Annotated in this window: 25 protein-coding genes; 7 read left to right on the forward strand and 18 right to left on the reverse strand. The window is 69.0% G+C overall.

The window, feature by feature from the left end:
• Positions 1–49: 49 nt before the first annotated feature.
• From map to ACLJQ7_RS04435, 6 genes are all read right to left on the reverse strand, one after another.
• Positions 50–856 carry a type I methionyl aminopeptidase gene (gene map, locus ACLJQ7_RS04410; protein WP_410646840.1) on the reverse strand — a complete coding sequence of 269 codons (807 nt, stop codon included), beginning with the start codon at positions 854–856 and terminating at the stop codon, positions 50–52.
• A gap of 82 nt (positions 857–938) precedes the next feature.
• Positions 939–2,309: an aspartate aminotransferase family protein gene (locus ACLJQ7_RS04415; RefSeq protein WP_410646841.1), complete on the reverse strand. Its 1,371-nt coding sequence runs from the start codon at positions 2,307–2,309 to the stop codon at positions 939–941.
• Entirely contained in the window at positions 2,306–6,370 is a 4,065-nt protein-coding gene (locus ACLJQ7_RS04420) for a Pls/PosA family non-ribosomal peptide synthetase (protein ID WP_410646842.1), read from the reverse strand. Before ACLJQ7_RS04420 ends, ACLJQ7_RS04415 begins: the two co-directional genes overlap by 4 nt.
• Positions 6,367–7,635 carry an aspartate kinase gene (locus ACLJQ7_RS04425; RefSeq protein ID WP_410646843.1) on the reverse strand — a complete coding sequence of 423 codons (1,269 nt, stop codon included), beginning with the start codon at positions 7,633–7,635 and terminating at the stop codon, positions 6,367–6,369. Before ACLJQ7_RS04425 ends, ACLJQ7_RS04420 begins: the two co-directional genes overlap by 4 nt.
• A 458-nt stretch (positions 7,636–8,093) precedes the next feature.
• Positions 8,094–8,777 (reverse strand): ABC transporter ATP-binding protein, encoded by a 684-nt coding sequence (locus ACLJQ7_RS04430; RefSeq protein WP_410646844.1) that lies wholly within the window; start codon positions 8,775–8,777, stop codon positions 8,094–8,096.
• Complete coding sequence (locus ACLJQ7_RS04435) at positions 8,774–9,856, reverse strand: ABC transporter permease (RefSeq protein ID WP_410646845.1); 1,083 nt, start codon at positions 9,854–9,856, stop codon at positions 8,774–8,776. Before ACLJQ7_RS04435 ends, ACLJQ7_RS04430 begins: the two co-directional genes overlap by 4 nt.
• Positions 9,857–10,027: 171 nt before the next feature.
• On the opposite strand from ACLJQ7_RS04435, the gene ACLJQ7_RS04440 reads away from it, so the two are divergent.
• Positions 10,028–11,194, forward strand: coding sequence for a sensor histidine kinase (locus ACLJQ7_RS04440; protein WP_410646846.1), 1,167 nt, complete (start codon positions 10,028–10,030; stop codon positions 11,192–11,194).
• Positions 11,191–11,826 carry a response regulator gene (locus ACLJQ7_RS04445; RefSeq protein WP_410646847.1) on the forward strand — a complete coding sequence of 212 codons (636 nt, stop codon included), beginning with the start codon at positions 11,191–11,193 and terminating at the stop codon, positions 11,824–11,826. Before ACLJQ7_RS04440 ends, ACLJQ7_RS04445 begins: the two co-directional genes overlap by 4 nt.
• 432 nt (positions 11,827–12,258) lie before the next feature.
• Here ACLJQ7_RS04445 and aztD read toward each other — a convergent pair whose 3' ends face one another.
• From aztD to aztB, 4 genes are read right to left on the reverse strand one after another with little or no spacing between them, the layout of a single operon-like run.
• Complete coding sequence (gene aztD / locus ACLJQ7_RS04450; RefSeq protein ID WP_410646848.1) at positions 12,259–13,431, reverse strand: zinc metallochaperone AztD; 1,173 nt, start codon at positions 13,429–13,431, stop codon at positions 12,259–12,261.
• A gap of 26 nt (positions 13,432–13,457) precedes the next feature.
• On the reverse strand, positions 13,458–14,357 hold the full coding sequence (gene aztC / locus ACLJQ7_RS04455) for a zinc ABC transporter substrate-binding protein AztC (RefSeq protein WP_410646849.1): 900 nt from the start codon (positions 14,355–14,357) through the stop codon (positions 13,458–13,460).
• Entirely contained in the window at positions 14,354–15,550 is a 1,197-nt protein-coding gene (locus ACLJQ7_RS04460) for a hypothetical protein (protein ID WP_410646850.1), read from the reverse strand. The genes aztC and ACLJQ7_RS04460 overlap by 4 nt, the downstream gene beginning before the upstream one ends.
• Positions 15,547–16,398: a zinc ABC transporter permease AztB gene (gene aztB / locus ACLJQ7_RS04465; RefSeq protein WP_410646851.1), complete on the reverse strand. Its 852-nt coding sequence runs from the start codon at positions 16,396–16,398 to the stop codon at positions 15,547–15,549. Before aztB ends, ACLJQ7_RS04460 begins: the two co-directional genes overlap by 4 nt.
• A gap of 47 nt (positions 16,399–16,445) precedes the next feature.
• Between aztB and aztA the strand changes: the two genes are divergently transcribed.
• Both aztA and ACLJQ7_RS04475 read left to right on the forward strand, forming a co-directional pair.
• Positions 16,446–17,156: a zinc ABC transporter ATP-binding protein AztA gene (gene aztA / locus ACLJQ7_RS04470; RefSeq protein ID WP_410646852.1), complete on the forward strand. Its 711-nt coding sequence runs from the start codon at positions 16,446–16,448 to the stop codon at positions 17,154–17,156.
• A 56-nt stretch (positions 17,157–17,212) separates the two neighbouring features.
• Positions 17,213–17,983: an SGNH/GDSL hydrolase family protein gene (locus ACLJQ7_RS04475; protein WP_410646853.1), complete on the forward strand. Its 771-nt coding sequence runs from the start codon at positions 17,213–17,215 to the stop codon at positions 17,981–17,983.
• On the opposite strand, the gene ACLJQ7_RS04480 is transcribed toward ACLJQ7_RS04475, so the two are convergent.
• From ACLJQ7_RS04480 to ACLJQ7_RS04495, 4 genes are read right to left on the reverse strand one after another with little or no spacing between them, the layout of a single operon-like run.
• Positions 17,974–18,546: a TetR/AcrR family transcriptional regulator gene (locus ACLJQ7_RS04480; protein ID WP_410646854.1), complete on the reverse strand. Its 573-nt coding sequence runs from the start codon at positions 18,544–18,546 to the stop codon at positions 17,974–17,976. The genes ACLJQ7_RS04475 and ACLJQ7_RS04480 overlap by 10 nt on opposite strands.
• A gap of 46 nt (positions 18,547–18,592) precedes the next feature.
• Entirely contained in the window at positions 18,593–19,090 is a 498-nt protein-coding gene (locus ACLJQ7_RS04485; protein ID WP_410647009.1) for an SRPBCC family protein, read from the reverse strand.
• The gene (locus ACLJQ7_RS04490; protein WP_410646855.1) at positions 19,036–19,353 is read right to left on the reverse strand and encodes a metalloregulator ArsR/SmtB family transcription factor; all 318 of its coding nucleotides are present in this window, start codon (positions 19,351–19,353) and stop codon (positions 19,036–19,038) included. The genes ACLJQ7_RS04485 and ACLJQ7_RS04490 overlap by 55 nt, the downstream gene beginning before the upstream one ends.
• Entirely contained in the window at positions 19,353–19,739 is a 387-nt protein-coding gene (locus ACLJQ7_RS04495; protein ID WP_410646856.1) for a VOC family protein, read from the reverse strand. The genes ACLJQ7_RS04490 and ACLJQ7_RS04495 overlap by 1 nt, the downstream gene beginning before the upstream one ends.
• Positions 19,740–19,942: 203 nt before the next feature.
• On the opposite strand from ACLJQ7_RS04495, the gene ACLJQ7_RS04500 reads away from it, so the two are divergent.
• From ACLJQ7_RS04500 to ACLJQ7_RS04510, 3 genes are read left to right on the forward strand one after another with little or no spacing between them, the layout of a single operon-like run.
• Positions 19,943–20,527, forward strand: a complete 585-nt coding sequence (locus ACLJQ7_RS04500; RefSeq protein WP_410646857.1) for an NADPH-dependent FMN reductase — start codon at positions 19,943–19,945, stop codon at positions 20,525–20,527.
• On the forward strand, positions 20,524–21,963 hold the full coding sequence (locus ACLJQ7_RS04505; protein ID WP_410646858.1) for a DHA2 family efflux MFS transporter permease subunit: 1,440 nt from the start codon (positions 20,524–20,526) through the stop codon (positions 21,961–21,963). Before ACLJQ7_RS04500 ends, ACLJQ7_RS04505 begins: the two co-directional genes overlap by 4 nt.
• Positions 21,960–22,334, forward strand: coding sequence for a MerR family transcriptional regulator (locus ACLJQ7_RS04510; protein WP_410646859.1), 375 nt, complete (start codon positions 21,960–21,962; stop codon positions 22,332–22,334). The genes ACLJQ7_RS04505 and ACLJQ7_RS04510 overlap by 4 nt, the downstream gene beginning before the upstream one ends.
• On the opposite strand, the gene ACLJQ7_RS04515 is transcribed toward ACLJQ7_RS04510, so the two are convergent.
• The 4 genes from ACLJQ7_RS04515 to ACLJQ7_RS04530 all read right to left on the reverse strand — a co-directional run bounded on the left by ACLJQ7_RS04515 (position 22,324) and on the right by ACLJQ7_RS04530 (position 25,878).
• Entirely contained in the window at positions 22,324–22,806 is a 483-nt protein-coding gene (locus tag ACLJQ7_RS04515) for a pyridoxamine 5'-phosphate oxidase family protein (protein ID WP_410646860.1), read from the reverse strand. The two genes, ACLJQ7_RS04510 and ACLJQ7_RS04515, sit on opposite strands and share 11 nt — an antisense overlap.
• A 324-nt stretch (positions 22,807–23,130) precedes the next feature.
• On the reverse strand, positions 23,131–24,477 hold the full coding sequence (locus ACLJQ7_RS04520) for an SPFH domain-containing protein (RefSeq protein ID WP_410647010.1): 1,347 nt from the start codon (positions 24,475–24,477) through the stop codon (positions 23,131–23,133).
• A gap of 58 nt (positions 24,478–24,535) precedes the next feature.
• On the reverse strand, positions 24,536–24,967 hold the full coding sequence (locus ACLJQ7_RS04525) for an NfeD family protein (protein WP_410646861.1): 432 nt from the start codon (positions 24,965–24,967) through the stop codon (positions 24,536–24,538).
• 95 nt (positions 24,968–25,062) lie between these two features.
• Complete coding sequence (locus ACLJQ7_RS04530) at positions 25,063–25,878, reverse strand: DUF3097 domain-containing protein (RefSeq protein ID WP_410646862.1); 816 nt, start codon at positions 25,876–25,878, stop codon at positions 25,063–25,065.
• Positions 25,879–25,911: the final 33 nt, after the last annotated feature.

Raw genomic sequence — 25,911 nt, forward strand, 5'->3', positions numbered from 1 at the left:
TGACGCTGCCTGCCACGCACACCGACGCTGTCCGAACAGGCAAACGGGCTCAGGAATCCTTTGTGGACATACGGACGGCGGCCATCTCGTGCTCGCGCCTGGTGAGCACCAGTGGGGCGCCTTCGGTGATGGCCACCGTGTGCTCGGAATGGGCCGTGCGCGAGCCGTCGGCCGAGCGGATGGTCCAGCCGTCGTCGTCGAAGACGATCCGGTCGGTCGTCCGGGCGAACCAGGGTTCGAGCGCGACGGTGAGTCCGGGCTGGAGCTTCACGCCGCGGCCGGCCTTGCCCTTGTTGGGAATGTGGAGTTCCTCGTGCATGGTGCGGCCGATGCCGTGGCCGCCGAACTCGGTGTTCACCGGATAACCGTGGGCTCGGGCCACCGCCCAGATGGCCGCGGAGATGTCGCCGAGGCGGTTGCCCGGACGCGCGGCCTCGATCGCGGCTTCCAGCGCCTCCTCGGTGGCGCGGACGATCCGCAGGTCCTCCTCGGCGGGCGTCCCGACGATGACCGTGCGCGCCGAGTCGGCCGCCCAGCCGTCGATCTTCACCGCGAGGTCCGCGGTGAGCACGTCTCCGTCGCGCAGCGTGTAGTCGTGGGGCAGGCCGTGCAGGACGGCGTCGTTGACCGCCAGGCAGATCACGTTGCGGAACGGGCCCTGACCGAAGGACGGCGCGTAGTCCCAGTAGCACGACTCCGCGCCACGCCGTTCGATCATGCCGCGTACGTGGTGTTCCAGGTCCATCAGGTTGACGCCCACGTCCGCGAGGTCGCCGACCTCGGTGAGCACTTCGGCGACGAAACGTCCGGTCACGTGCATGCGCTCGATCTCGGCGGGCGTCTTCAGTTCGATCATCGGATCCTCGTGTCCCAGGGTTGGTATTATTATACCGGCACCCTAGCAGGTTGCGGTATAATAATACCAACCCTGGGGAGTCCTACTGTAGCGGGCGACAGCGGTCGATCGCGTCAAACAGGATCCCGCACGCGAGCTCGACCTCCTCGGCGGTCACGGTGAGCGGTGGCATCAGCCGGATCACGCTGTCGTCGCGGCCGCCGAGTTCGACGATCAGCCCATGCCGCAGCGCGTCGGCCTGCACGGCGCGGGCGTATCCGCCCGCCGGGCGGCCATCGCGCGGATCGGCCAGCTCGATCCCCCACATCAGGCCGAGGCCACGGACCTCACGGACCCAGACGTGATCGTGCAGGACGCCGAGCCGTTTCGCGACCTGTCGCCCGCGTTGCCGGACATTGCCCAGCACGTCGTCGCGCCGGACGACGTGGACCGCCGCCGCACCGGCGGCGAACGCGGCCTGGTTGCCCCGGAACGTGCCGCTGTGCGCACCGGGCGCCCAGCCGTCGAGCCGCTGGTCGTAGAAGATCACCGCCACCGGAAGTCCCATCCCGCTCAAGGCCTTGGAAGCGACGATCACGTCGGGCTCGATGTCGTAGTGCTCGAACGCGAACCAGGTTCCGGTACGACCGCAGCCCGTCTGCACCTCGTCGACGATGAGCGGGATGTCCAGTTCCGCGGTCAGCGCGCGGACGCGCCGCACGAAATCGCGGTCCGCCGGAATGATCCCGCCTTCGCCCTGCACCATTTCCAGGATCACCGCGGCGGGAAGGGGGATGCCGCCGTTGGGATCGCGCAGCGATCGTTCCAGCAGGCCGACGCAGTTGGTCTCGCACGTGTCGGGCGAAAGGCCCACCGGGCACCGAGTGCAGTAAGAATACGGGAAGAAGTGCACTCCGGGCACCCCGTTGGCGATCGGCCGTTTCTGGGCGACGAGACCGGTCAACGCCATCGCGGCGTGACTCGAGCCGTGGAACCCGCCCTGGAAGGACACCAGGTCACCACGGCCGGTCGCGGTCTTGCAGAGTTTGATCGCGGCGTCCACCGCGTTGGCCCCGCCGGGACCGCAGAAGTGCATCCGCGTCCGCGCGCGCAGGCCGGGAGGCAGCATGGACAGCTGAGCGTCGACGAAGTCGCGTTTCGCCGGCGTCGGGAAGTCCAGGCCGTGGGTGAGCACGTGCAGTTGTTCGGCGGCCGCCCGGACCAGTTCGGGATGGTTGTGGCCGAGGGAGAGCACACCCGCGCCCGTCAGGAAGTCGAGGAAGACGTTCCCGTCCATGTCCCACAGGTAGCTTCCCGCCGCACCCGCGATCGCGATCGGCAGGTGGCGCGGATAGGCCCGCGCACTGGATTCCCACTGGCGCTGGTGTTCGAGGTACTCCGCCGAGCGCGGTCCCGGCAGTGCGCCCTCGACGCGAGGCGCCAATGCCTGCTTCGTCGTGGGGGTGTGGGTCATGGCAGCCTCCTTGCCGCGGCGATCTCCTCGGCCGCGTCGAGTTCGACCGCCGGGTTGGCGTGCCAGCGGGTTCGCGCCGGGGCCACGGTGCCCTTCATCAGGAACGCGTCGGCCTCGGCGATCGCTCCTTGCGCCATCGTCACTCCATAGTGGACGAAGGCGCCGACGCCGAGGGTGCATCCCGCGCCGATGGCGATGTGGTCGGACTTGAACGTCCCGTCTTCGAGCGAATGTCCTTGTACGACGGTGTGCAGGTTGAGCACACAGTCGTCGCCGATGCTCACCAGGGATCGTTCCGGGATCGCGCATCCGTCGTCGAAGACCCGGCGGCCGATCCGGACGCCGAGGCGGCGCAAGAGGAACGGTTTGACCGGTGTCCCGTCGAACAACGCGAGGTAGCGGGCGGGGCTGAGCTTCCAGAACCGTTCGTGCCGCCAGAACGCCGGGTCGTAGATCGAGCAGAACAGTGGCCGCAGCGCCCGGAATCCCTGTACGGCCAGTTCCGCCAGCATGAGGAACCCGACCGAGAACACCAGCGTCGCCACGATGCCACCGCCGACGGCCAGTGGGCCGAACCGGCCGTGCAGAGCACCGGCCGCCGCGCCGATCAGCAGGACTCCGAACAGATGCAGCCAGTGCACGAGCAGGTGGACGCCGATGGTGACGGTGTTGTGCCGGTTCTTCGCCTTCAGGCCCCGGCGCAGCGCGTCTCCGGTTCCGAGGTGCTCGAACCCGGTGTCACGGCGGACCGTGCGGGGGATCTCGAACGCGGGCGAACCCAGCAGGCCGACGTTCTCCCGGATCGGCCCGTCCAGGGGAACGAGCACCTTGGTGGCCAGCAGGCAGTTCCGGCCGATCCTCGCTCCCGGAGGGAAGGCGATTTCGTTGCCGAGGAACGCCTGCGGCGCGACGGACGTCCTGCGCAGCCGGAACGACGAGGCGGAGAAGTCGGCGTTGAGCAGCGAAAGACCGTCCGACACCATCGTCCCGGTGCCGACCGTGCTGAGGAACGGCGTCTCGTGTTTGACCTCGACCCCGAAGTTCGATCCGGTCTGCTGAACCTTCGACAGGTCGTATCCCAGCGCGCGCAGGTAGTACACGATGTAGCTGCTGTCGCCGAACAGGTACGTGTACGCGCGCAGGTTGGTCAGCCGTGCGATCAGCCGCTGGATCGCGAAATGCCTGCCGTAGAGCGGGTAGACGCGGTCCGGCCGGAGGAACAGGCCGAGCAGGCGCGGGAGCACGAGGACGACCGCCAGCCCGGCGAGCAGCGCACCGAAGTACACCAGCGCCGAGTCGGCGATCCGGCCGAGGTAGAAGGCCCAGCTCGTGAAGTCCACCGTCGTCGTGAACCACTGCTCGACGAGCACACCGCCACCGCCCAGCGTGAGGGGAAGGGTGCCGAGCAGCAGGAGCAGCAGGCTGGACGCGCAGAAGACGATCGGCCTCAGCCTGCCGCGCGCGACCGTGTCCAGCGCCCGGTAGTCCACTGTGGACAGGCGAGCGGGTGACCCGTGCCAGCGCTCGCCGTCGGGGACGGACTGCCCGGAGTTCAAGGAAGACGAGTGGCCGAGCTGCGCGTCGTCACCGAGCGCCGTGCCGATGTCGAGCACGGTCATCTCACCGACGAAGGCGTTGGCGCCGAGGGTGACCGTGCCGGTCTGGATCCGGCCCGCCCTGGCGCGGTAGCACGAGAAGTAGGCGTCCTTCCGGATGACCGCGCCGGCACCGACGCTGAGCAGATCGGTGCAGACCGGCGGGTTCCGGGACAGGATCAGGGCGCCCTTGCCGATGTCCGCACCGAGTGCCCGCAGGTACCACGAGTACAGCGGAGTGCCGACGAACAGCATCAGCGGGCTGAACCTGACCAGGGTCTTGACCGTCCAGAAGCGCAGGTAGCCGACGCTCCACAGCGGGATCTCCCCCGGTTTCCACCGGCCGACGACCATCCACTTCGCCAAGACCGGCACCACGGAGAGAACGACGAACACGACAAGCCCGAGCCCGACGGCGCGCGCGTAACTCTCGAACAAGCCCGTCGCGGCGTCGATCCAGGCGAATCCAGTGTCCAGGAGCCAGCCCGAACCGGCGGCGTAGGCGAGGAAGGCCAGGATCTGGAACACTCCACAGAGGACATACGATGTGGTGGACGCCCGGCGCGGCTCCTCGGCACGAGCGACCGTGACCTCGGCCGCGGAGGCGGCCGACTCGGCGAGACCGCGAATGGTGGGATTGAGGTACACGTCCCTGGCCGACAGCGGCGCGACCTCGCCACGTTCCCGGACCACGGCACAGAACTTGGCCAGCAGCAGGGAATCGGCGCCGTAGTCGTCGAAGAAGTGCCCGGTCACCGAGATCAGCTCGATCCCGAGGACACCGCTCAGGGCCTCCGCCAAGCGAAGTTCCGTCTTCGTCGTGGGCGCCACGTAGTCGACGTCGTTTCCCGCTCTTCGTGGGCTGGTGGGTGCCGGGAGATGTTTGCGGTCGGCTTTCCCCGCCGGTGTCAGCGGGATGTGGTCGAGCCGTTCGAGGTAGGCGGGCACCATGTAACCCGGCAGCAGTTCCGCCAGCCGGCGGCGTAGTTCTCCGGGATCGACGTCCTCGTTGTCACGCCGCAGGCTGTAGTAGGCGACCAGTTCGGTGGTGCCCGCTTCCGGATGGTGGGTTTCGACCACCGCCTGTGCGATTCCGGGTATCCGCAGGAGAACCGACTCGATCTCGGTGAGCTCGACGCGGTAGCCGCGGATCTTCACCTGGGTATCGGCGCGGCCGTGGTATTCGATCTCCCCGTCCGGGGTGATCCGGCCGAGGTCGCCGGTGCGGTAGATCCGGCGGGACGGGTTGTGCCCGATGCCGAGGAAGTCCGGGATGAACGCGCGTTCGGTCAGGTCGGGGCGGTTCAGGTAGCCGCCGGCGAGTCCGATCCCCGCGATGCCGATCTCCCCCAGTTCGCCCGCGGCCAGCGCCCTCGGCTCGTCCGGATCGAGGATGACGACCGAATAGGTGGGCAGGGGCACCCCGATGGTCACCGGCCGATCGGGTCGCAGCACCGACCAGGTCGCGGTGACCGTGGCCTCGGTCGGACCGTAGACGTTGAGGAATCGCCTGTCCGCTCGGTACCAGCGGCGCACGAGGTCTTCGGGACACGCTTCGCCGGAAACCAGAAGGAACCGCAGCAGCGGCAGGTCCTCGTCGAGGCTGGCCAGCAGGGTCGGGACACAGCACAACGCGGTGACCCGGTTGTCCCGCAGGAATTCGAGGAGGTCGTGCCCGACGAGGGCGGCACCGCCGGGTTTCGGCACGAGTGTCGCGCCGCTCAGCAACGGCACCCAGATCTCCTCGACCGAGAAGTCGAACGCGATCGTCATGCCCTGGTAGATCCGGTCGGTGTCCTGGATGCCGTAGACGTCGGCGGCGACCAGGACGAAGTTGCAGATCGAGGCGTGGTCGATCGTGACGCCTTTCGGCCGTCCGGTCGACCCGGAGGTGTAGACGACGTAACAGAGTTCGTCGGCCGGAGTGCCCTTCTCGGCCGTGCCGAGCCGGGTTCCCGGCAGCGCGGCGATCCGGTCCGAGTCGTCGTCGAGGCAGACCAGCCCGACACTGCCCGGCTCGAACCGATCGCGGAGCCCGGAGGTCGAGATCACGAGCCGGACGCCGGCGTCCTGGACGATGTAGGCCAGGCGATCGTCCGGAAAGCCCACGTCCAGCGGCACATACGCCGCGTTGACCTTGAGCACGGCGAGCATCGCGACGTAGGGATGCACCGGTTCGGCGAACAGCAGCCCGACCCGGTCATCGGGCCGCACCCCTCGCGCCAGCAGATGCCGGGCAAGCCGATTGGCCCGTTCGTCCAGCCCGTCGAACGTGACCTTCGTGCCTCCCGCGTCCACTGCCAGGCGGTCACCGAGCCCGTCGGCGCGCAACCGGTCGCAGAGCCGCTCGTACAGCAGCTCCAGCCGGTCACCGGTCCTCGATCGAACCCGCTGTTCGTGGCCGTCGCAGGTCAGTACCAGGCCGTCGGTGGTGAACTGTCCTGACGGCTGTCCGTACGGGCTCATGTCCTGTCCTCGGCCAAGCCGAAGGAGTCGTGCAGGGCTCGGACGGTCGTGTCGACGACGTCGGCGGGGATCACGGCGGTGAGGCGTGATGGCGACGTCGTCATCGCCGGCACCGTGACCCGGTGCCGGGCGAGGATCCGCAGCAACTCGGTCAGGAAACCGGGCGGATCGAGCAGCGCCGTGCCGACCACGGAGACCGAGCCGAGTTCCCCGAACACCGTGGTGCGGGCGTCCAGTTCCATCGCGAGCCGGGTGATCGGCGGACCGAGCGGTTGCGTGCCCCGGACGGTGAACCTGAGTTCGCCGGGATCGGGCCAGCTCAGGTTGTCCGGTCTCACTCCGCAGCCCGCCAGCATCGCGAGTACGCGTGCGTAGCGATCGGGGTCCGCGGCCGAAACCTCGACCCGGACCAGTCGCACGTCGCGTTCGTGGGCGATACCGACGACACGGGGAGCGCCTTCCAGCGGCTCTTCCCCCGCCGTGACGACGGTGGACGGGCCGGGATCCGACGAGTGCTTCACCCGCACCGCCACCCCGTGACGGCGCGCGAGCTCGACGGATCTGGGATGCAGCACGCGGGCGCCGAGCCCGGCGAGCTCGACCATGGCTTCGTAGGAGATCACCGGGACCGGTCGGGTGTCCCGCACGATCCGGGGGTCGGCCGTGCGAACGCCGTGGACGTCGGTGCGGATCTCGCATTCGGAACCACCGAGCGCGGCCGCCAGTGCCACGGCGGTGGTGTCGGAGCCGCCTCTGCCGAGCGTCAGCAGTTCACCGTCGGCGTTCCGTCCCTGGAACCCGGCGACTACGACGACCCGCGCGTCCCGCAGCCGCGCCCCGATCTTGCCGGGATCGACGCGCACGATGGTGCCCGCTCCCGGTTCGCCCGTGACCTCGATCCCCGCCTGGTCGCCCGACAGCGAGACGGCTTCGACCCCGCGCTCGGCCAGCGCCATGGCGAGCACCGCCGCGGAGACCTGTTCGCCGGTCGCCATCAGCTGGTCGAGTTCGCGGGGAGCGGGCGGTTCGGCGAACTCGCCGGCCAAGGCGATCAGCCGGTCGGTGCTGTCCCCCATCGCCGACACGACGAGGACCACCCGATTTCCCGCTTCGGCGATCACCGCCACCTCGGCGGCCACCTGGTTCACCATTTCCGGGGTGGCCAGCGACGAGCCACCGTATTTTCGTATGACCAGTCCTTCGCGTCGCGTATCACGTAAAGGCGTGTCCGGGCCGACATCGAGTTCCGGGGAAGAATTCACCATTTTCCTTCAGGGGGTCGCCGCGAATGGCCGCATTCGCGGCTTGGCATACGACAGGGTTCGGGAGTCCCTGCCGGACAAGACGACTCGGCAGGGATGACAGGTTTGGAAAGTAGTGCGGGACGCATTCCACGGGTACCTCCATAAGTACGAAAGACCGACCGCACGTTTCTCGCAGGCCATAACCCGGCGACAGCGCGCAATGTTATGACGGCAAACAGCCGAGTTCGATGGAATTAGAGCAGAGGAATGACATGTTCGCAGTGTCTTCGAAATTCGGGAGACCGACGGCGTGACAAAACGGAACGAATTTCCCGGCTCGCCGGGTATTACGAGATCCTTTTACCCGTCCGACAGCGGGAGGAAAACGTCAAAATGACCGTGCCGCGCCCAATGGCCGAAACCCGGGCATTCTTCCCATTGATCGAGAATCCGCGGTGTCGGTCCTTTGTGGAGAGTCGTCAGCCGACCGGCGATGGGCTGCCCAGCCGTCCGTCGTGAACCTCGGCGATCCGGTCCACCGCGGCGAGATGGACGCGGTCGTGGGTGACCAGCACGGTGGCGGTGGCCCGCTCGCGCGTCAAACCGGTGATCAAGTCGACGACCGCCGCGCCGCGCTCGTGATCGAGAGCGCTCGTCGGTTCGTCGATCAGCAGCACGGTGGGTTCGTTCATCAACGCGCGCGCGATGTTCACCCGCTGCCGTTGGCCGCCGGAGAGCTGGTGCGGGCGACGTCCCGCCTGTGCCGCGAGCCCGACGGCGTCCAGCAGGTCCATGGCCACGGCCCGTGCCCCGGCCGGGGATCGGCCGTCGATCCGGGCCATCACTTGAAGCTGTTCGACGGCCGTGAGGGCGGGCAGCAGATTCGGCTGCTGGAAGACGATCCCGATCTTGCGGCGGCGAAGCCCGGCGAGTTCGCCGCGGGTCAGGCCGGTGGTCGTGGTGCCGTCGACGGTGACGGTCCCCCGGTCCGGGGTGATGAGGGTGGCCGCGACGGCGAGCAGGCTGGACTTGCCGGAGCCGGAGGGGCCGGCGACCGCGGTGAGCGTGCCCGGCGGGACGTCCAACGTGACGTCGTCGAGTGCGGTGAGGCGAGTGTCGCCGTCGGGATAGGTCAGGGTGACACCGGTCAGGTTCAGGCTCATCGGGCACTCCCCAGTGCGGTCAGCGGGTCGACGGAAGTGATGCGGCGGACGGAGAGCGCCGCGCCCAGCGCGCCGAGCAGGATCATCACGGCGGACGGCACGAGCACGGTGGCCGGAGTCAGCAGGAAGGGCACGGCGGAGCCGGCGACCACCGTGCCGAGCCCGACGGCCAAGCCGGTTCCGATGGCGGTGCCGCCGACGAGCAGGACGACGGCCTGGCCGAGCGCGTCCCTCAGCAGGAAGGCGGTACTCGCCCCCAACGCCTTCAGGACGGCGATGTCACCGCTGCGCTGGATGGTCCAGACGGTGAAGAAGGCGCCGATCACCAGGGCGGAGATGGCGAAAAGGAAGCCGCGCATCAGTTGCAGCGAACCGTTTTCCGAGCTGTAGGAGCCGATCGCGGACAGCGAGTCGCTCGTCGAGACCGTCGTCGTGCCGGCGGCGAGGTCAGTGGACGTGAGATCGGCATCGGCCGTGGTGGCCAGCGCGAGGACTGTCGCGCTCGGCTCACCGTCGATGGGCGGCGCCGTCTTCGCCCAGACGTCGAGGCCTGCCCAGATCACCGGCGTGTGGCTGAACCAGGCGTCCCCCGTCACCGCGACGACCGTCAGCGGACGCCCGGCCACGGCGATGGTGTCCCCGCTCCGGACGCCCAGTTCGTCGGCGGCGGACGTCGACAGCACCACCGCGTCGCCGATGATCTTGTCGGCGTCCGGGGCGAGCGCCGAACCGGTCCGGACACCGAAGACGGAGATCCCGGCGCTGCGGTCGCCCGCGGTGGCCTTGGTGGTGGCGATGCCCAGTGGTTCGGCCACGGTGACGCCCGGGGTCGCGGCCCACTGGCGCCGCTGTGTGTCGGTGACGGCGGAATTGGCGTAGGAGAGGTTTTGCCCGGGACCGGGTGCGGCGAAGACGATCTTGTCCGCGGGCAGACCGGTGATCGCGGAGATGTTCTGTTCACCCAGGCCCGCGGTGAGTCCGGACAACAGGCCGACCAGCAGGGTGATCAGGACGACGACGGCACCCATCAGGGCGAATCGTCCTTTGGCGAATCTCAGATCTCTCCAGGCGACGAACACGGCTCGGGTCTGTCCTCTCCGGCGAGTGGGCTGGGTACCTCTCCACGATCGCCGCCGGTGACCGCGCCGGCATCCGGCCGGAGATGGCACTTCGCCCGCCGGAAGACGGCACGCCGCCTCTACCTTTGGATAGAGGCGCCCGCCGATCCCGCTCCGTAATCTGGACGCACTGTGACCGCCGCGCCCGCATTGACCCCGACCAGCCGGGTGCTGACCTGGTGTCTGCACCTGCTGCTCATCGCCCTGCTCGCGCTGGCCGCCGTACGGGCGGTGGCGGACGGCTCACCCGGAGCGGGAGCGATCGTCGCGACGGCGGTGACGTGCGCCGTGGTGTACGCGGCAGGCCCGCTGCTGCCGCGGGTCAGGACGTCCCGGCGGGCGGCCCTGTGGTGGCTGATCGCGGTGGGCCTCGGGTGGCTGGCCCTGCTGGTGCTGACCGCCGACGGTGTCTGGGTCGCCTTTCCGCTGTACTTCCTGCAGCTGCACCTGCTGCCGCGCCGCCAAGGTCTGGTCGCGGTGATCGCGACCGCGCTGGCGGCGATCACCGCGTTCGCCGCCCACCAGGGTTCCTTCGCCCCGGCCGCGGCGATCGGCCCGGCACTCGGCGCCGCCGTCGCGGTCGCCGTCGTCTGGGGCTACCAGGCGCTGTACCGCGAAAGCGAGGGGCGCCGGAACCTGATCGAGGAGCTCACCGCCACCCGCGCCGACCTCGCCGAGGCACAGCACGAGGCGGGAGTGCTCGCCGAACGGGAGCGACTGGCCCACGAGATCCACGACACCCTCGCTCAGGGCCTGTCGAGTATTCAACTCCTGTTGCGTGCCGCGGAAAGGACACTGCCCGATACCGCGGGGAACGCCGCACGCTACGTCGAACAGGCTCGTCAAGCCGCCGCGGACAACCTCGCCGAGGCCCGCCGGTTCGTCGTCGCCCTGTCGCCTCCGGCGCTGGACGACACGACACTGGCCGACGCGCTGGCACGGCTGTGCGCCACCACCAGCTCCCGGCACCGGATCGCCGCGCGCTTCCACCTCGACGGCGACCCTGTTCCGCTGCCGACCGCGCATGAGGTCGCGTTGCTGCGCATCGGTCAGGCGGCTCTGGCGAACACCGTCCGGCACGCCGCCGCGTCCGCCGCCGAAGTGACGTTGAGCTACCTCGGCGAGCAGGTCACCCTCGACGTCGTCGACGACGGTGTCGGTTTCGACCCGGACCACAGCGGCTTCGGGCTCACCGCGATGCGCACCCGGACCGAAGCGCTGGACGGGATCCTCACCGTCGAGTCCTCCCCCGGCCACGGCACCACCGTGTCCGTGCGGCTGCCCAAGGAATGCTCGTGACCGAACCTCCGATCCGGCTCCTGCTGGCCGACGACCACCCCATCGTCCGGGCGGGACTGCGTGCCGTACTGGAAACCGAGCCCGGTCTCGTCGTCTCGGCCGAAGCCGCGACCGCGGAAGGAGCGGTGGCCCGGGCCGCCGAAGGCGACATCGACGTCGTGCTGATGGACCTGCGTTTCGGCTCCGGCATGACCGGTGCCGAGGCCACCGCCGCGATCACGGCGCGTCCGGACGCGCCCCGCGTTCTGATCGTCACCACCTACGACACCGACGCCGACACCTTGCCCGCCATCGAAGCGGGCGCCACCGGCTATCTCCTCAAGGACGCCCCTCCCGAGGATCTGGCCGCCGCGGTGCGCACCGCCGCCGCCGGCCGCACCACGCTCGCCCCGACCGTCGCCGACCGGCTGATGAGCCGGATGCGGATGCCCGCCACCGCGCTGACACGGCGCGAGATCGAAGTCCTGGTCCTGGTCGCCGACGGCCTGTCCAACCGGGCCATCGCGGATCGGCTCCACCTGACCGAGGGCACGGTGAAATCCCATCTTGCCCGCAGCTACACCAAACTCGGCGTCGATTCGCGCACCGCCGCCGTCGCCACCGCTACCGACCTCGGCCTGATCCGGCGCTGAACGGCGAGTCCCCGGCCGGTTCGGTCCCGATGCTCTTTTGCCTGTGCGAGTACATGAAGGCCCCCTTCCTGTACTTGGCTGCGCGTGAAGGCCCCCTTCCCTCGGCTGAGCCGAGGGAAGGGGTCCTTTACGCGCAGCCGCTGGTGCAGGTGGGGCGTGTGTGGCGATTATCGAGTCCGTGAAGGCCTCCTTGAGGGACTCTGGGTCCCTCAAGGAGGCCTTCACGGACCGGAGCCTGGGCACCAACCGCAGCCCGGCCAGCGCCCGTCGCGTGTCGTCCGTCTAGTCACGCGAAACCGTGCACCGGCAGGTGCACCCAGCCAGCGTGGCGGTTCCAGAGGTAGTGAAGGCCTCCCTACCCTCGAGGTAGGCAAGGAGGCCTTCACGTACTTTCGCCACGCCGAGCGCCCGGTTGCAGGTGCGCCGAGTGGATCAGTGGCCGAGCACGCCGCTGACCTCGTTCGGCGTCCCCGGGATCGTCCCGGTCGCGGTCTTCGTGCCGGACGCGAGGTCCACCGAGTGGATCTCCTTCTTGCCGGGATCGGTGACGTAGGCGGTTCCGCCCCGGACGAAGATCGCCGGGCGCGGCTGCTGCCACTCGATCGGTTCCTGCCAGGTACCCAGGACGGCGATCTTCCGCGTCACCGCACCGCTCACCGGGTCGATCACGTGGATCTGACCGTCGGTGCCCAGAACGAGGGCCTCACCCTGAGGTCCTCGTGCCAGCGACCGGAAGGTGTAGCTGGTCCCGATGTCGACGTGCTTGAGCGTGGCCTTCTCGGTGTCGATCAGGGAGATCCGCGTCGGCCGTTCGAGTTCGGCCGCTTCGTCGACCTTGTAGTCGCCCAAGGTGATCGGGGAGACGTCCGAGCCCGCCTGGTTGCCGATGCGCCCGTAGGGATCCGGGCTGGTCACCTTGGTGATGACGCCGTCGCGGTAGATCAGCACGCCGGTCTGGCAGCCGACGACGACCGCTTCGCCGCGCGCGGCGGCTTCACCGTGCACGCCGGGGCATTGCTCGTTGCGCGCGATCTCCTTCTTGTCCTTGTCCAGCACCACGATCCCGGACCGCTTGTCCTCGTTGCCGACGGTGGTGAGCAGTTCACCGTTCGCGAGTTCGACGGCCACGCCGTGATGCGCCTCGGGCGTCTTGTGCTTCGGCGCGGGGATCGCCGCGGTGCCGATCGTCTTCGGGTCGAAGACGGTCACTTCGCCGGTCCCGTCGGCGAACAGCACGGTCTTGCCGGCGTGCCGGACGACGTGCCCCGGCTTGGCCGCCTTCACCTCGTTGTCCGTGAGCACGGCACCGACGGCGTCGAGGACCCGGAATCCGGTGGAGGTCGAGACCAGGAGGTGCCGGTCGTTCCCGGCGGGGTTGAGCCGGTTGAAGCCTTCCAGCGGAAGGTTCTTCGCCTCCTTCAAGGTCTTGCCGTCGAGCAGGACGATTCCGCCGTCATAGGTGACGGCCACCGGTTCGGCGACGACCGGTGCCGGAGCCGCGTCCTTGCCGGGCTGCGCCGTCGGCTGTTCGGTCCCGCAGGCGGTGAGCGCGAGCGTGCTCGCCGTCGTCGCCATCAGCGCGAGATATCGGGCTTTCCGTGCCATTTTCCTGTGCCTTTCGTCTGTTCCGGTCAGGAACGGGTCAAACCGGTGGTGATCGATTCGGTGTTGGCGCGCATCATTTCCAGATAGGTGGCCGCGCCCTGGCCTGGTTCACTGAGCGATTCCGAGAACAACGGGGCCACCTGGACGTGCAGCCCGGCCTGTTCGGCCAAGACCCGCGCGAGCCGGTCCGGTTGCGAGGAATCGGCGAAGATCACCGGCACTCCGGCCGCGCGAACGGTGTCGGCGAGTGCTTTCAGATCCGAGGAGCTGGGTGACGCGAGCGTGGTCCCGCCGGGGATCACCGCGCCGACGACCTGGAAGCCGAACCGCTGGGCCAGGTAGCCGAACACGTGGTGATTCGTGACCAGCTTCCGGCGCTCGGGCGGTATCCCGCCGAACTTCTCGGTCATCATCTTGTCGAGCGCCTCGATCTCCCCGCGATAGCGTTCGGCGTTGGCGCGGATGACCGCTTCGTCGACCCCGTCGACATGGGCGACGACCTCGTCGGCGATCGTCGTCACCGCGTCACGCACCCGCGCCGGATCCGTCCAGAAGTGGGGATCGGGTTTGCTGTCGGCGTAACTGATCGGGTTCACCCGCTCCCCGGCGGGCAGCGCCGGTACGCCGCTTTCCTCGGCCGTGCGGACGGTGCGCAGGATCCCCTCTTCCAGCCCGAGTCCGTTGTAGACGATCAGACCGGCGCGCTCGACCTGCGCCGCCTGCTGCGCGGAGATTCCGAAGGAATGCGGGTCCGCGTTCGGCTTCATCAGCACCGTGACCTCGGCCTGATCGCCGACGACGGCGCGGGTGATGTCGCCGAGGATGTTCGTCGTGACGACGACCGACTTACCGCCTCCGCCGGTCCCGGAGCAGCCGGCCGCCGCCAGCAGCGCCACCACGGCCAGGGCGAGTACGCGGCGCCTCATCGGCCGGTCTCCACGATGTGGCCCGCCTTGCCGCCGACCTTCAGCGTCCTGGCACGCCGGAGGTTGTCGTTGTAGTCGATTTCGTACACCTCGGAGGAAAGCGGGTTGTTGAGGTAGGCGCGGGTCGAATCGACCTGGATCGACGGAACGCCGGCGGCGGTCGCTTCCGGCGTCAGGAGCGGGACGGCCGTCTGTTCCTTTCCGGTGCCGTCGAAGGAGCGCAGCTTTCCGTCCCGGGTGAGGACCAGCAGCGGGCCACCCTCTCCGACGGCGTTCACCGCAGCGATCGGGCCGGTCTCGACGTGCTGCCAGCTGCGGCGGCCGACGTCCAGTGACCACACCGCGGACTCCCCCGCCCGCGCCGCGAGCGTGGAGCCGCCGGGCCGGTGGGAGAAGGCGGTGGCCCGTTCCTGCGCGCCGACATCGCGCGGGTACGGGATCTTGACCCCGGCGAACTTGCCGTCCTTTTCGGTCACCAGCAGGGCGCCGTCCGCGCAGCCGAAGACGGCTCCGCGCCTGGTCACGGCCTGGCCCTGCAAGTCCGGGCACGGCTGGTCGATCTCCGCGACGACCTTGCCTTGACGGTCGTGGACGCGCACTCCGCGGCCGAGCGGCTTTCCGGCGTCCGCCACCGAGGCGATGACGTGCTCGCGGTAAGGGATCGCGACACCCGCGTGCGGCTCGCGGGTGATCTTCCCCAGTTCGGTCACGGTGCCCTTGTCGAGCGCGGCTCGGTCCAGCAACGTCGTCGTACCGTCCGAATAGGACAGTACGGAGACCACGGGATCGCTGTAGGCCGCCGAAAGCCGTTTGCCCGGCGCCACGCCGACATCCCGGACCTTCGCCCGGTAGTAGTGGACGTGGTCACCGTGGTCGACCATCCACGAGCCGCTGTCGATCACCCGGATCGTGCCGTCGCGGGCGGTCAGGTAGCCGAAGCGGCCGTCGCCCGTCACGGCTCGGACTCCGTCGACTCGCCCGACCTCGTGCACCTCCTCGGTGATCAGATCGACGACGCGTACGGCGCCGGTGTCCGTGTCGGCGACGATGAGCCGTGACTGGGCCTCGGCCGCCTCCTCGGCGCCTTCGACGTAGCCGTGCGGGACCTCCGCGGTCACCTCCTTCGGCTGTTCCGAGCCGCACGCCGCCAGGGTCAGCGCCGCGACGACCGCCGTCACTGCTTTCAGTTTCATCGTGAGCTCTCGATCTCCGGTGTCAGGGAACGGAATCGCTGTCGTACGAAGGACAGGAACGCGGAAAGGAAGAACAGGAGGACCGCGCCGGCGGCGATGGTCGCGCCCGCCGCGGTGCCCCAGTGCCAGGACACGAGCAGGCCGCCGACCGTGGCGGCGACGCCGAGCAACGCCGCGATGAGCATGATCGTGGTGATCCGCCGCGACCAGAAGAGCGCCGCCGCGGCGGGGGCGATGAGCAGGCCGAACACCAGCAACGTCCCCACGACGCGGAACGACGCGACGATCGTCAGCGTGACCAGCCCGAGCAGCACCGCGTTCGCCAGGCGTGGACGAAGCCCCAGTGTGTGCGCCTTGCGGACGTCGAAGGTGAGCGCGGTGAACGACCGATGTCCCGCCAGCGCCACCGCCCCCACGACGAGCAGGGTGATCGCGAGGCCCACCAGGTCACCCGAACCGACGGCGAGCACGTCGCCGAACAGGAAGCCGGTGAGATCGACCGCGAACGACCGCGAGTGGGACACGATGATCACACCGCTCGCGAGCATGCCGACGAAGAGCAGCCCGATCGTGGTGTCCTCGGACAGCCGCCGCGAACGGCCGAGCGCGGTCACGCCGAGCGCCATCACCCCGGCGCTGATCGCCGCGCCGATCAGCAGGTTCACACCGGTCAGCGAGGCGATCGCCACGCCGGGCAACATGCCGTGCGACATCGCGTCGCCGATGAAGGCCATGCCGCGCAACACCACCCAGGTGCCCACGACGGCGCACACCGCCGAAACCAGCACTCCCGCCACCAGCGCACGCTGCACGAACGACACCTCGAAGGGGATCAGCAACCACTCCACCCGTCACACTATAGTGGTAATGATTGTCATTATCTGAAAGAGGTGTGATGACCCCGGACACAGCGGCGCTCACGATCGACCGCGCACACGCCCACTACGGCTCCCGCGAGGTGCTGCGCGGGATCACCGCCCAGGTACCGTCGGCGCGGCTGACCGCGATCGCCGGTGCGAACGGCGCGGGGAAGTCGTCACTGCTGAACCTCGTCGCGGGCGTGCTCCCGCCGAGCACCGGTTCGGTGGTCCGGCGGGACCGGGGACGTGTCGCCTACGTGACCCAGCAGAGCGAGGTGTCGCGGTCGCTGCCGATCACCGTCCGTGCCACCGTCACGATGGGGCGCTGGGCGCACCGCGGACACTGGCGCCGACTGTCCAAGATGGACCGGACGATCGTCGGGGAATGCCTGGAGCTACTGGAGATCACGTCGATCGCGGACCGGTTGATCGGCACGCTGTCCGGCGGGCAACGTCAGCGGGCACTGGTGGCGCAGGGGCTGGCTCAGCAAGCCGGGTTACTGCTGCTCGACGAGCCATCGGCCGGACTCGACCTGCACGCCCGCGGCCTGATCGACGAAGCCCTGCGCGCCACACTCGCCGAGGGCACGACGATCCTGCGCGTCACGCACGATCTCGAGGTGGCGGGCCGGGCCGATCACTGTCTGCTGCTCCAGGACGGCCGGTTGGTCGGCGAAGGCGCGCCGGCGTCGGTGCTGACCCCGGCGCGCGTGGCGGAGGCCTGGGGCCTGCCGGTGATCGACTGATCCGGCCAGTTCAGTAACATCCCCGGTATGCCATCACCATTCGAGAGGGCAGCCTCATGTCTTCCGCGATAAGCAAGCGCTTAGTCACCCTTGGTGATTCCTTCACCGAGGGTGTCGGCGACGAGGACCTGTCGTCGCCCAACGGCGTCCGCGGCTGGGCCGACCGCGTCGCGGGCACGCTCGCGGCCAACCACCAGGACTTCCGCTACGCCAACCTCGCGATCCGCGGCAAACTCCTGGGGCAGGTCCTCGCCGAGCAGCTCGGCCCGGCGCTCGCGCTGAACCCGGATCTCGTGACGCTCTACGCCGGCGGCAACGATCTGATGCGGCCGAAGGTCGACATCGACGCACTCATCGACGACTACGACGCCGCTGTCGGCGAGGTCGTGGCCACGGGCGCGCGGGTCGTCCTCTTCACCGGTGTCGACGGGGTCGAAGACGCGCTGTTCCGCCGGATCCGGGGCCGTGTGGCGATCTACAACGAGCACGTCCGCGGGATCGCCGCGCGGCACGGGGCGCTGCTGGTGGACATGTGGGCGATGCGGCAACTGCGGGACAGGCGGCTGTGGGCTCCGGACCGGCTGCACCTGAATTCGCTGGGACACAACGAGATCGCCATTGCCGTGCTCGACGCGCTCGGCGAACCGCACAAGCTGACGCCTGTCGAACTCGGACCGCGACCGCTGCCGAGCCCGCAGGCGCGGCGCACGGAGAACCTCCAGTGGGGCAAGGAGCACGCCGTGCCGTGGATCAGGCGCAGGCTGCGTGGCGAATCGTCGGGCGACGAACTCGCGCCGAAGCGGCCGACTATGGATCCCTACGCCTGACGCGGCCGGAGCCCGTCGAAGAGGATGCAGATCGTCCGGGCCCGGAACTCGGGTCCGGCATGCTCCGCGGCCTTCGCCGTTCCTATGATCACCGGGATCAGTTCGTCGACGCCGAGATCCTTGCGGACGTCGCCGGTGCCCTGTGCCCTGCTGAGCAGAACGCCGAGCGCGTCCTTCAGGCGGACACCGATGACCGATCCGGCGGAGGGAACGCTGACTCCGGCCGCCGACAGGGCTTCGAAGTAGGCGTTCTTGGCGCCCGACATCTCGATCCAGCCGGTCAGGAACCCGAAGAACGCGGCGCCCGGGTCGGGTGAGTCGGCGGCCACCGTGGCCTCCGCCTCGTCGGCGAAGCGGTGGAGGCGCGCGAAGAGCACCGCCTCCAGAAGCGCCTCTTTCGTGGGAAAGTGCCGGAACACGGTGCCGACTCCGACGCCTGCTTCGCGGGCGACTTCTTCGGTCGGCGCGCTGGTGCCTTTGGCCGTGAAGACGCGCTCCGCGGCCTCCAACACCCGTGTGCGGTTACGGCGGGCATCGGCTCGGAGCGGTTTCTCGTCCGTCACAGCGGGGATCCTAGACCCGCTGTCGAGAGCTTGTCCGGCGGCTCACCTACGCCCTCTGGTCCGGCATCTCGTCCAGGACGCGCGCCAGTGCCTTCGGAACGCCGGTGCGCCAGCCGCCGCCCATGATCCGGCGCGACATCCGCTGGAACTCGTCGTCGGGATCGAAGCCCTCGTGGCTGAGGAACAGCCTGGTCCCCCGGCCCTCCGGCACGAGCCGCCAGGTGACTGTCCACTCAGGACCCCAGCTGATGCTCAGCAACCGTTCCGGCTCGACGGCCAGCACCTCGCAGGCGACCGGTCCGCCTTCGAATCCGGCGGCGGGGACGGGATCGGCGAGCAGTTCGAATCGGTGCCCCACAACGGGTTTGATGTCGTTCGGCATCCGGAGCCAGCGTTCCAGCAGCTGTGCTTCGGTCAGCGCGCGCCACACCTTGCGGGGTGGATGCGCCAGGAACTGATCGACGTGAACGGCCGTCGGGTCTTCGTCGTTCAGAACTCCTCCTCGTCCAGCAGGTCGCGCAGGTTGCCCAGCTTGCCGCGCCAGTAGCGCTCGTACGGGGAGAGCCAGTCCGAGACCTCCTGCAGCAGCGCGGCCTCGAGGAAGTAGACGCGATTGCGGCCCTGCCGCTCTTCCCGGACGAGCCCGGCCTCGCGCAGCACCCGAAGATGTTCCGACAGGCTGGGCCGCCGCATGTCGAAGCGTTCGGCGATCTCCCCCGCCGCCCGCGGGCCGTCGAGAAGGATGCCCAGCACCTCGCGGCGGGCCGGGTTGGCGAGCGCGGCGAAGACGTCGTCGTTGACCGGCACTAGCGCGGCCAGTTGCCGTAGCCGGACGGTTCGAGCAATCCCATCGCGTTGCCGTCGGGATCCTTCAGCGAGGCCACGCGACCCCACGGCATCTCCTCCGCGTCGGCGACCTCGATGCCTTGGGCGCGAAGCTCCGCAATGTCGGCATCGACGTCGGCGGTGCGCAGCTGGAAATGCACACGCGTCCCGTGGTCGAGCCCGCCGACGGCGCGGTCGACCAGGACGATGCCGGTCTCCGCGCCCTTGGGGCCGACCATGACGAACGGGCCATGCGGACCGCTGACGTCCACGAGCAGGTCGAAGCCGAGCTTGCCGACGTAGAAGTCCCGCGCCTTGGCCTGATCGGCAACCGGCACGGTGAGGAACTGGACGCGGTCGATGTTCATGCCCGCAACCATACGTAGGAGTTTTCCTACATGTCAATGTTCGACGGACAGGAACATCTGCGCTCCAACGGCGAGGTCGTCCATGACCGAAGCTTGCCACAACACCTGCCCCTACAACCTCTACTTAAATTGAGGTCCAGCGATCGTGACCAGGGCCGCAAGAGCTTGAGTTCGCCTATGGACGAGCTTTTAGCGTCTTCGGCATGACCACAGAAAACACCACCCGGCCCCCTCTTCGCCTCGCCGTCATCATCGGCAGTGTCCGGCACGAACGCTTCGCCGACGCCATCACGGGCTGGCTGCTGACCGAACTCGCCGCGATCGACGGGCTGGAGGTCGATCCCATCGACCTCGCCGACATCGATCTGCCCTTGCAGGGAACGCAGCCCGGCGGCACCGAGACGGTGATCAGCGACAGGCTGCGCGCGGCCGACGCCTACCTCGTCGTCACCCCGGAGTACAACCACAGTTTCCCGGCGGCGTTGAAGAACGCGATCGACTGGCACTTCACCGAGTGGGCGTACAAACCCGTCGGGTTCGTCGGCTACGGCGCCGGCTCCGGCGGTATCCGCGCGATCGAGCAGCTGCGGCTGATCTTCCCCGAACTGCGGGCCACCACGATCCGTGACGCGGTGCTGCTGAACGCTCCGTGGACCCGCCTGGGCCCGAACGGGTACGAGGGCACCGAAGGCGAGCGCGGCGCCCTGGCCGCGACGATGACCGAACTGGGCTGGTGGGCCCGCACCCTGCGCGCCGGACGCGTCATGGCTCAGGCGAGTGCGGCATGAACCGCCTGACCGGACAAGAACTGCGCATCGCCTCGGTGATCGCGCTCGGCGGGCTGATGGCCGTACTCGACACCACGATCGTCGCCGTCGCGCTGCCGCGGTTCATGACGACCTTCTCCGCGTCGCTCACCACGATCCAGTGGATCGCGACCGCCTACGCGCTCGGCATGGTCGCGGCGATGCCGCTCGCGGCGACCTTCGCACAACGCTGGGGAGCGCGGCGGGTGTACCTGGCCGCGCTGCTCGTGTTCGCGGTGACCTCCGCGGCCGCCGGCGCCGCCGGTGATCTGGGCTGGCTGATCGCCGCGCGGGCGGTGCAGGGCCTCGCCGGTGGCCTCATCAATCCACTGGGGATGACCATCGGTTTCGGCGCGGTGGCCCCGGAACGCCGCAGCCGGATGACCACGATCACCGGTCTGCCCTTGCTGATCGGGCCGATCCTCGGCCCGATGCTCGGCGGGCTCCTGCTGGACAGCCTCTCGTGGCGCGCGCTGTTCTTCATCACCGTTCCGCCCGCCCTGCTCGCCGTCGCGGGTGTGCTGCGCTGGGTGCCTGCCGATACGCCGTCGGCGCAACGCGCTCCGATCGATTTCGCCGGCGGACTGCTGCTCGTCCCCGGTGTGGTCGCGGTGGCGTACGGATTCAGCGAAGAAACGGTCGGTATGGACGTCCGGGCGGCGATCGTCGCCGCCGGACTGGCGCTCATGGCCGTGTTCATCCGAAGGTCGTGGCGTCATCACGCGCCGCTGCTGAACGTCCGGCTCCTGCGCGATCGCACGTTCGGGCGCAACGCCGCGGTCCTCGTCCTGTACGCCGGGCCGTACTTCGGCTCGATGCTGCTGATGCCCGCCTACATTCAGGTGATGCGCGGCGATTCGGCCATGGTCAGCGCGTTGATGATGGTGCCGGGCACGATCGGAATGGGCCTCACGATCCAGTTCGCCGCCCGTGTGCTGGAACGCTTCGGCCCGCGGATCGTCGTCGGGACCGGGTTGAGCCTCGCGATCATCTCGACCGCTCTGACCATCCTCGTCCTCACACCGGACACCCCCTACGCGGTGCTGGCGATCTTGGGAGTGCTCCAGGGGGCGGGCACGGGGGCGATAATGATGCCCACCATCGTGAGCGCGGGCCGGAACCTGCACGGCCCGGACCTCGCGTCCGGCTCCGCGATCCTTCCCTTGTCCAGCACCATCGCGAGCGCGGTCGGCACGGCGGTGGTGAGCGCGGTGTTCACCGGCCTGATCGCGGCCGCCACCGCGGGGCAGGGCCTCGCCGCGCTGAGCGATCCGTCGGCGGGCTCGACGCTCACCGGGGAAATCGTGGACGCGTATCGTCTGACTCTCGTCGGAGTCCTCGCGGTCATGGTGCTCGCCCTGGTGGTCAGGCTGCGGACTCCGTCAGCGGAACCCGTCACGGCAGGGAGCGCGACATGACGACGTCGACACGATCCCCGCTCGACGCCCGGCTGACCGTCAGCGAGGTCGCGAGCGAGGCCGGGGTCTCGGCGAACGCCGTCCGGTACTACGAGCGCTACCGCGTCATCACCGCGGAGCGGACGGCGGGCAACGCACGCCGGTTCACGATCGACGCCATCTGCCGGATCCGGCTCGCGGTCGCCGCCCAGCGGGTCGGGCTCAGCCTCGCCGAAAGCGCGGAGATCCTGGCCGAGATCCCGCCGATGTCGCCCGATCTCGACCAGTGGGCACGCGCGGGGCGACGGCTCATCGACGCCGGGCAGGCTCGTATCGCCGAGCTCGCCGCGGTGGTCGACGAGTACCGGACGCTCGAGTTCCTCAGGAGCTGAACGGTCCTTCCGCCGCGTTCGTCCAGCGGAACACGGGACGGTTCTCGAGACCGGGGTAGGCCACGGCCATACCCCGGTCGGGGGACATCGACCACAGCCGCGCGTCAGGCGACGCGGCGTGCTGCGCCCATTCCTCCGACCACGTGGGGATGTAGCGCTCGTAGATGCGACGGATCCGGGAGACGTCCTTGACTTCCAGTCTCGCCGGGCCGGTCATCCTGATCTGGCGGACGTCATCGGGCGGGTCGAAGGTCGCGACCATGACCGCGACCTCGCGATTGTCGCGGGCGGCGGCCAGGAACGGCGACGGCCGTCCGTCGGACACCGGGGTGTGGAACCACAGCCGGCTCTCCTCGGCCACGAACCACATCATCGCCAACGCCGGATTCCCCCGGCCGGTGGTGGTGGCGACGCTGGCAGGCAGGCGGGGCTCGTCGAGGAAATCCTGTATCGCGAGTATCGATCGGTCCATGACCTCCACCCTGCGACCTCGACCGCGGTCGAGGTCCAGTGAAGCCGGGGAACGATTCGCGGGTCGGGCAAATGTGACGTGTTGCGAAAGCCACTTTCGCAACGTTGAAGGTTGGGAAAGTGGCTTTCGCAACGAGGTGGCCTGCCGGACACGTTTGCCTCACCCCTCAATATCGGGCGACCCCGAAAGTGTCCTCTGTGGACAGTCGAGAAGTGGCGGGCCACCACCCACTTGACCTGCGGATGGATAAGCGAGGGAAGCCGTCGCTTGAAACAAAGCGAAGAGGGCCGCCCCGAACGGGACGGCCCTCTTCGTTCGACTGACTCAGCGCTGCGGCGGCGGACCACCCTGCGGACCACCGAACGGGCCCTGCTGCGGGAACGGGCCACCGCCCGGCCCCTGCGACGGCGGACCCTGGTACGGGCCACCCTGCGGACCGGCTGGCGGCTGCGCCTGCGGCAACCGGGTGGGCGGCGGGGCCTGCGGCGGCTCCGGAGCGGCCTCCGGCTCGGGAGCGGGAGCGGCCTTCGGGACCTGACGCGGAGCGGGCGGCTCCTGCCGCGGCGTCGCGACACCCAGCGCCGGAACCTCCTTGCGCGCCACGGCTTCCGCGGCCGCCACGGCCTCGGCGACCTTCGGGTCACTGGAGGTGTCGAACCAGCCCTGGACCTCTTCGTCCTCCAGGTCCGGCTTTTCGACCGGGTCCTCCTTCGGCGGCTCGTAGCGGAACACGCCGTCGTCACCGGGGGCGCCGAGCGCGCGGGCGAAGCCCTCCAGGGCCTTGCCGTAGTCGCTCGGGATCATCCAGACCTTGTTCGCGTCGCCCTGCGCCAGCTGCGGCAGGGTCTGCAGGTACTGGTACGCCAGGACCTCGGGCGTGGGACGCCCGGCCTTGATCGCCGCGAAGACCTTCTCGATGGCCTTCGCCTGACCCTGCGCCTGCAGGTAGCGCGCGGCACGTTCACCCTGCGCGCGCAGGATGCGCGACTGCCGCTCGGCCTCCGCGCTCAGGATCGCGGCCTGCTTGGCACCTTCGGCCGCGAGGATCTGGCTCTGCTTCTGACCTTCCGCGGTCTTGATCGCCGATTCACGCTGACCTTCGGCGGTCAGGATCATCGCGCGCTTCTCACGGTCGGCGCGCATCTGCTTCTCCATCGAGTCCTGGATGGAGGGCGGCGGGTCGATCGCCTTCAGCTCGACCCGGGCGACGCGGATGCCCCAGCGGCCGGTGGCCTCGTCGAGCACACCACGCAGCTGGCTGTTGATCGAGTCGCGCGAGGTCAGCGTCTGCTCGAGGCTCATGCCACCGACGACGTTACGCAGGGTCGTCGTGGTCAGCTGCTCGACACCGACGATGTAGTTCGAGATCTCGTAGACCGCGGCCCGCGAGTCGGTGACCTGGAAGTACACGACCGTGTCGATGGACACCGTCAGGTTGTCCTCGGTGATCACGGGCTGCGGCGGGAATGACACGACCTGCTCGCGGAGGTCGATCCGCGCCCGGACCTTGTCCAGGAAGGGCACCAGAAACGTCAGGCCGGGAGAAGCCACCGTCCGGAACCGGCCCAGCCGTTCGATCACAGCGGACTGCGCCTGCGGCACCACCATGATCGCCTTGACCACGACGACGACCACGAACAACGCGAGCAGTCCGACGACGATGAACACCACTGTCTCTGACAACTACCTTCCCCTTACGTAGAAACCTGTTGCGGTGCGGCCGTCCGGCTCACAACTCGGCCGAGACGACCGCCGTGGCGCCCGAGATCTCGACGACCGTCACCGATGTCCCCGGGGCGATCGATTCCCCGCCGGTCATGCTTCGTGCCGACCAGACGTCACCGGCCAGCTTCACCTGACCGGTATCGCCGTCCACTGTGGACACTACTACCGCCCGTGCGCCGATCAGCGCGTCGGTGTTGGTCTTGATGCCCGGCCCCGCGAGGAACCGGCGTTTGAGGGTCGGCCGGACGAGGACGAGCATCCCGACCGAGACGACGGCGAACACCGCGACGTCGATGAACGGGTTCCCGGTCAAGGCGGCCGAGCCCGCCCCGAACAGGGCTCCGACCCCGACCATGAGCAGGAACAGATCACCCGAGAGCAGCTCGGCGATGATCAAGAGGATGCCGGCGATCAGCCAGATGAGCGCGCCTGTCATGCGTTCATGCTCCCAGATCGCGCCGATTCATACCGAAGAAGCGAAACCGACGTGACCGACGCGTGACCTTGAGTGATCTCACGCAAACCGGGCATTCAGGACTCTTCGCCCGGGTCCGAGACGAAGTCGATGAGCCGTTCCACCGCTCCGATCAGCGGTGTTTCCAGATCCCGGTAGCTGCCGACCGCCGCCAGGACCCGCTGCCAGCCCTCCCACGGCTCGCCCCAGCCGAGCGCGTCACAGACGCCCTGTTTCCACTCCGTGCCACGCGGGATCTTCGGCCAGGCACGGATGCCGACGACCGACGGCTTCACGGCCTCCCAGACGTCGATGTACGGATGCCCGGTGATCAGCACGTTCTCGTCGCGGATCGCGTCGACGATCCGGGACTCCTTGCTGCCCGCGACCAGGTGATCGACCAGCACCCCGAGGCGGCGACCGGCACCGGTACCGAACTCGTCGATGCGGTCGGACAGCACATCCACCCCATCGAGTGGTTCCACCACCACGCCTTCGACCCGCAGGTCATGGCCCCAGACCCGTTCGACGAGTTCGGCGTCGTGCTTGCCCTCCACCCAGATGCGCGAATCGCGGGCGACCCGCGCCTTCAGACCCTGCACCTGGACCGACCCGGACGCGGAGATCCGCCGCGCCGGGGCTTTCGGGGCGGCCTTCGACGGCACCAGCGTGACCGGCTTGCCTTCGAGCAGGAAACCCGCGGGATTCAACGGGAAGACCCGGTGCTTGCCGTGCCGGTCTTCGAGGACGACATTGCCGTACTCGATCTTCACCACGGCACCGCAGTAGCCGCTGGCCGGGTCTTCGACCACGAGCCCCGGCTCCGCGGGCACCTCGGGGATCTTCCGCTTACGCGGGCCGGACAGCACGTCGTCGTACGAATGGGAGCGCACGGCGGACGACGCTATCGGTGCCCGGGGCCGTCG

The organism is Amycolatopsis sp. cmx-4-54, assembly GCF_046548895.1.
GTDB lineage: Bacteria > Actinomycetota > Actinomycetes > Mycobacteriales > Pseudonocardiaceae > Amycolatopsis.

What these genes read in the sequence shown, in the direction of transcription:
- ACLJQ7_RS04500 (WP_410646857.1), top strand. Translation starts at nt 19,943, where the DNA reads ATGACCACAGAAAACACCACCCGGCCCCCTCTTCGCCTCGCCGTCATC.
- ACLJQ7_RS04460 (WP_410646850.1), bottom strand. Translation starts at nt 15,550, where the DNA reads ATGAAACTGAAAGCAGTGACGGCGGTCGTCGCGGCGCTGACCCTGGCG.
- map (WP_410646840.1), bottom strand. Translation starts at nt 856, where the DNA reads ATGATCGAACTGAAGACGCCCGCCGAGATCGAGCGCATGCACGTGACC.
- ACLJQ7_RS04415 (WP_410646841.1), bottom strand. Translation starts at nt 2,309, where the DNA reads ATGACCCACACCCCCACGACGAAGCAGGCATTGGCGCCTCGCGTCGAG.
- aztC (WP_410646849.1), bottom strand. Translation starts at nt 14,357, where the DNA reads ATGAGGCGCCGCGTACTCGCCCTGGCCGTGGTGGCGCTGCTGGCGGCG.
- aztD (WP_410646848.1), bottom strand. Translation starts at nt 13,431, where the DNA reads ATGGCACGGAAAGCCCGATATCTCGCGCTGATGGCGACGACGGCGAGC.
- aztA (WP_410646852.1), top strand. Translation starts at nt 16,446, where the DNA reads ATGACCCCGGACACAGCGGCGCTCACGATCGACCGCGCACACGCCCAC.
- ACLJQ7_RS04515 (WP_410646860.1), bottom strand. Translation starts at nt 22,806, where the DNA reads ATGGACCGATCGATACTCGCGATACAGGATTTCCTCGACGAGCCCCGC.
- ACLJQ7_RS04525 (WP_410646861.1), bottom strand. Translation starts at nt 24,967, where the DNA reads ATGACAGGCGCGCTCATCTGGCTGATCGCCGGCATCCTCTTGATCATC.
- ACLJQ7_RS04430 (WP_410646844.1), bottom strand. Translation starts at nt 8,777, where the DNA reads ATGAGCCTGAACCTGACCGGTGTCACCCTGACCTATCCCGACGGCGAC.
- ACLJQ7_RS04505 (WP_410646858.1), top strand. Translation starts at nt 20,524, where the DNA reads ATGAACCGCCTGACCGGACAAGAACTGCGCATCGCCTCGGTGATCGCG.
- ACLJQ7_RS04495 (WP_410646856.1), bottom strand. Translation starts at nt 19,739, where the DNA reads ATGAACATCGACCGCGTCCAGTTCCTCACCGTGCCGGTTGCCGATCAG.
- ACLJQ7_RS04475 (WP_410646853.1), top strand. Translation starts at nt 17,213, where the DNA reads ATGTCTTCCGCGATAAGCAAGCGCTTAGTCACCCTTGGTGATTCCTTC.
- ACLJQ7_RS04510 (WP_410646859.1), top strand. Translation starts at nt 21,960, where the DNA reads ATGACGACGTCGACACGATCCCCGCTCGACGCCCGGCTGACCGTCAGC.
- ACLJQ7_RS04420 (WP_410646842.1), bottom strand. Translation starts at nt 6,370, where the DNA reads ATGAGCCCGTACGGACAGCCGTCAGGACAGTTCACCACCGACGGCCTG.
- ACLJQ7_RS04425 (WP_410646843.1), bottom strand. Translation starts at nt 7,635, where the DNA reads ATGGTGAATTCTTCCCCGGAACTCGATGTCGGCCCGGACACGCCTTTA.